At 63.4% G+C, this 4,404-nt stretch carries 6 protein-coding genes; 4 read left to right on the top strand and 2 right to left on the bottom strand.

The window, feature by feature from the left end; all coding sequences use genetic code 11:
* On the bottom strand, positions 1-370 hold a 370-nt coding region (locus tag E5W87_RS21490), incomplete at its 3' end, for an MFS transporter (protein WP_292401917.1).
* A 165-nt stretch (positions 371-535) separates the two neighbouring features.
* On the opposite strand from E5W87_RS21490, the gene E5W87_RS21485 reads away from it, so the two are divergent.
* The 4 genes from E5W87_RS21485 (at position 536) to E5W87_RS21470 (ending at position 2,377) form a co-directional block, all read left to right on the top strand.
* The gene (locus E5W87_RS21485; protein WP_292401914.1) at positions 536-1,225 is read left to right on the top strand and encodes a TetR/AcrR family transcriptional regulator; all 690 of its coding nucleotides are present in this window, start codon (positions 536-538) and stop codon (positions 1,223-1,225) included.
* A gap of 118 nt (positions 1,226-1,343) precedes the next feature.
* On the top strand, positions 1,344-1,877 hold the full coding sequence (locus E5W87_RS21480) for an SspB family protein (RefSeq protein ID WP_292401964.1): 534 nt from the start codon (positions 1,344-1,346) through the stop codon (positions 1,875-1,877).
* A gap of 18 nt (positions 1,878-1,895) precedes the next feature.
* Positions 1,896-2,141: a DUF4169 family protein gene (locus E5W87_RS21475; protein WP_292401910.1), complete on the top strand. Its 246-nt coding sequence runs from the start codon at positions 1,896-1,898 to the stop codon at positions 2,139-2,141.
* A 20-nt stretch (positions 2,142-2,161) separates the two neighbouring features.
* Positions 2,162-2,377, top strand: a complete 216-nt coding sequence (locus E5W87_RS21470; protein WP_292401906.1) for a ribbon-helix-helix domain-containing protein — start codon at positions 2,162-2,164, stop codon at positions 2,375-2,377.
* 20 nt (positions 2,378-2,397) lie between these two features.
* On the opposite strand, the gene E5W87_RS21465 is transcribed toward E5W87_RS21470, so the two are convergent.
* Positions 2,398-4,404: AsmA-like C-terminal region-containing protein (locus E5W87_RS21465; RefSeq protein WP_292401903.1), on the bottom strand; the 2,007-nt coding region annotated here is incomplete at its 5' end.

Genomic DNA, 4,404 nt, shown 5'->3' with positions numbered 1-4,404 from the left:
GCAGGTCACGGACGATGGCGCGCGGCACGGCCATGCCTGCGCTGGCGCCGAGCCCTTGCAGGAAACGGAAGGCGATCAGCCATTCGACCGAGGGCGCCAGCGCCGAGCCGATGCCGCCGACCATGAACAGTGCGAGGCCGCCATAGAGCGGCAGCTTGCGCCCGACCATGTCGGAGATCGGTCCGACGACGATCTGGCCAAAGCCCATGGACAGAAAGAAGATCAGCAAACTCATCTGCACGGCAGCGGTGCTGGCCTGCAGATCCGCGCCGATCGAAGGCAGCGCCGGAAGATACATGTCGATGGCGAACGGACCGATCGCGGACAACAGGCCGAGCACGACCGCGATGCGGAGGAATTGGGGATTCATGATAGCGGGTTCTTTCAAATCTGGTTTGCCGCCGACCGGCGTGTAATCCTAGGACGTTCCATCCCGTGGAATTCCGACTTCTTCTGCGGAGGGAAACCTCTTCAATCTAAGTCCATAAATTTAGACACTCTTGTCTAATTCGTCAATCACCTCTATATAGTTTTTATGAAAACCAACGTTTCTCCTGACACCACGCCGCCACGCGGCCATGAGGCCAAGCGCGTCTCCATCATGGACGCTGCCGGCGAGGTGTTCTGCCGCGAAAGCTTCGCCGGCGCCAACATCGACATGATTGCCGCCGAGGCCGGCGTTTCGCGCCAGACGATCTACAACCACCACGGCGACAAGGAGAAACTCTTCGTCGCCATCGTCCGCGACCTCACCGAGCGCTGTAATGCCGGCATCTTCGCCACCATTTCCACCTTTCCGGACCAGCCAAAGGACCTTGAAGTCGATCTGATAGCCTTCGCCGTGCATATGAACCGCAACTGCATCTGCAACCGCGAAGGAAAATTCCTGCGCAAGCTGATCCAGACCGAGGGCGAACGCTATCCCGAGCTCTTCGCCGAATGGCGCGAACAGGGACCGGGTAGGACATGGCCGGCGATAGCCGCCCGTTTCGCTCGCCTCGCCCATGCCGGTTTCCTCGACATCGATGACCCCGACGTTGCGGCACGCCAGTTCCTGGCTCTTGCCAATGCCGAATTGCAGACGACCTTCATGCTCGGCGGCACGCCTAGTGACGACGAGGTGCTGCAATCGGCGACACATGGCGTGCGCACCTTCCTGCGCGCCTTCGGCAAGCGGCAGCCGGCTGCCGATGCGCAAAAGCACAGCGCGCTCGCTGGCGCCTGAGCGATCAAATCTGAGGCATGCCCTCTCGCATCTGCCCTGCCGGCGTCTATATCCGGTTTACGCCGCGCTCAAGCTTGATTACAGCTATGCGGACGATTCAACGGAACCCGACAGCCACATGGCCGACGACCACATCCGCTACGACATTCTGGCCCAGGAGGCGTTGCGCGGCGTCATGCGCAAGGTGCTGGCCGAGGTCGCGCGCACCGGCCTTCCCGGCAACCATCATTTCTTCATCACTTTCCTCACCGGCGCCCCAGGCGTGCGCGTGTCTTCCCGCTTACGCGAGCGCTATCCCGAACAGATGACCATCGTCATCCAGTTCCAGTATTGGGACCTGAAGGTGACCGACACCGGCTTCGAGGTCGGGCTGTCCTTCTCCGACGTGCCGGAAAAGCTGGAAATACCGTTCTCGGCCGTGCGCGGCTTTTACGACCCGTCCGTCAATTTCGAGCTCGAATTCGACGTGAAGACGGAGACCTCGGCAGACGAGGAATTGGCCGGCCAGCCGGCTTCCGAACCGGTGGCCATCGTCGCCGAGAAAAAGCCTGAGAAGAAGAAGACCACTGAGGCCGAAAAGAAGCCTGCCGTGGCCGACGCCGCCGCCAAGGGCGCCGAAGTGGTGTCGCTCGACGCTTTCCGCAAGAAGTGATCCGACGGGCCGCGCGACATGGCCGACATCGTCAATCTCCGCCAGGCCCGCAAGCAGAAGGCACGAGCCGACAAGGAGCGCCTGGCCGAACAGAACCGGACGCTGCACGGCCGTTCCAAGGCCGACCGGGAGCGTGAGCGTCTGATCGCCGACAAGGCAGAAAAATTCGTCGCTGGCCATCGCCGCGAAACCTCGGGCGATCCGGATTCCCCGGGCATTGGACCGAAAAGCGCACGGCGGTTTTCGGACAAATCCGATGCTTGAAGTGAAATGAGTCACGTCCGGTGAGCCCGGTCGAGAAACGCTCGGTGTCCATTCGCGGCCATCGCACCAGCTATTCGCTCGAAAAGCCGTTTTTCGACGATCTCGTGGCCATTGCGGCCGAGCGCAAACTGACGCTCGCCGCCCTCGTCGCCGAAATCGACGAGGCCCGGCGGCGTGATACCAACCTGTCTTCGGCGCTCAGGCTCTACGTCCTGGATTGGGCGAAGCGGGGATGAAAAGTTCGTTGTAGGTAGATCTACCCCCCGCCCAGCGACTTCAGCAGACTGTCGATCGACGAAGGTTCAAGCTTGGGTTTTGGCGCGGATTCTGCTGGCGGCGGGTTGTCATTGGCCGGCGGTTGAGGCGCGCGCTCCACTTTCTGCGCCCGCGCCGCGGCGGCCCTACGTTCGGCGGCGACCCTGCGTTCGGCGTCGAGTTTTGCCTTTTCTTCCGACGCGATCCGCATCGCCTCTTCCGCCTTCCGGCGTTGCTGTTCTTCGGCCTTCGCCGCCTCGTCCGCCGCTTTTTGCGCCGCCTTGGCCTTCGCTTCGGCATCCGCCTTGGCCCTTGCCTCCGCCTCGGTCTTGGCTTTGGCCTCGGCTTCAGCCCTCGCCTGCGCATCCGCCTTGGCTTTCGCTTCCGCTTCAGCCTGAGCCTTTGCCTCGGCTTCAGCCTTCGCCTGCGCATCCGCCTTGGCTTTCGCTTCCACTTCAGCCTGAGCCTTCGCCTCGGCTTCAGCTTTCGCCTGCGCATCCGCCCTGGCCTTCGCCTCCGCTTCGGCCTGAGCCTTTGCCTCGGCCTGAGCCTTTGCCCTCGCATCTGCCTCGGCTTGCAGTCGCGCCGCTTGCTGCTGCTTGCGCAATTCCTCGGCTGCCCTGTCACGCTCGGCCTGCAGGGCTGCGTAGTAACGCACCTCGCGCCGCAACCGCTGTTTTTCAAGCAGTGCCGCCTGCATGGCCTCGACCCGCTGCTGCTCCTTTTCAAGTGCGCGCTGGGTTAGAAACTGCGCCAGCGGCTCACTGTCGAATTGCCGCTTCGCGGCGCTAAACGGCCCGTCGACGCTGAAATTCACAGTCGGATCGGAGCCGACCAGCGCTTCGTCGCCTGGCCGATAAGTGATCGAACCACTGGTGGTGACCGTGCTGGCGTTCAGGTCCGCCGTGATGTCGGCGGACAGGGTCGCCGTCGGATTTTCAAGACTGACCGGCGGTGCCCTCAGCGTGCCGCCGGCAATTGTGAAGGCAATGTCCGTATCCCCAGCCGGAAAACTGCCGTTTGCGGCGATCTGGGGCGCGAAGCCGGCGGTCTTGGCCGCATCGATATCGCGCCCGATCGCGTCGGCTTTGGCGATGAAGGCGCCAAAGGCGTCGGGATTGACGCCGGCAACAGTCAAGCCTTTCAGCGCCGCCGTGCCGGAACCGGACAGCGCCGCAATCATCGCATCGACCGATTTGCCGCTGGTCGAAAGCGCCGCCGAAAAATCGCCGCTTCCGCTGATGCCGGCCTGTGGCAGTACGGTGGCCAGATCGGCGCCGGCAAGTTTCATCTGGCCGGAGAAAAGCCCGGTGCCGTCATTGTTCTTCAACTCGAATAGCCCAGAAAGCGCACCACCGGAGAACTTTGCCTTGAGATTCGAAACGCGGATGCCTTCCTGGTCGAGCTTCAGCGACAGCGCCGCGTCATAGGCCGTGGCAAGCGGGCCGGCGACCAGTGATGCCGTGGTCAGGTCGAGTTCGGCGGTGAACGGCAGGCTGGACTTCTGGCTGAACGGGGCGGTCGGCCAGGCCCCGCCGGTGCTCAGCAAGGCCTGGTCGCCAAACAATGCCACCGCCATCGGATCGAGATCCAGCTCATCGAGCGCCAGCGCGCCGGCAAGATGCGGCAGCCCGTCGTTGACGTCGACATTGACGTCGCCGGAAACCGCCGCCTCGTTGATGGCGCCGCTGAGGCCGGACAGCACCAGAAGGCCATTGCCGAAGTCGGCGTCGGCCGCAAGCCAGGTCGACATGCCTGTCCCCATGCCCGGCAAGCCGACGCCTGTCGTCATCAGCCACGGCTCGATGTCGGCAGCTTCCAGGCTGACCTTGCCCTTGGCGATAGGGCCTTGTGGCGTGCCGGCGACCGTCCCGTCGAAGCCGGCTTTGAAGTCGTCGCCGGCGAGGCTGAAGCTCGTCATCATGCCGCCGCCAAGCGTGCCTCTTGCCGAGACGTCGGTGGTCGCCTCGCCAAGCATGCCGAGCGGCAGCGCCGGCAGGCCGTAAAG

Origin of the sequence: Mesorhizobium sp., from assembly GCF_004962925.1 — a bacterium.
Taxonomy (GTDB): domain Bacteria; phylum Pseudomonadota; class Alphaproteobacteria; order Rhizobiales; family Rhizobiaceae; genus Mesorhizobium.
Note: the sequence above shows the minus strand (reverse complement) of the source record. Positions and strands in the feature narration are given on the sequence as shown.

Excerpts from the sequence above, each read along its gene's own strand:
- E5W87_RS21480 (WP_292401964.1), top strand. The coding sequence starts at position 1,344 with ATGGCCGACGACCACATCCGCTACGACATTCTGGCCCAGGAGGCGTTG.
- E5W87_RS21485 (WP_292401914.1), top strand. The coding sequence starts at position 536 with ATGAAAACCAACGTTTCTCCTGACACCACGCCGCCACGCGGCCATGAG.
- E5W87_RS21475 (WP_292401910.1), top strand. The coding sequence starts at position 1,896 with ATGGCCGACATCGTCAATCTCCGCCAGGCCCGCAAGCAGAAGGCACGA.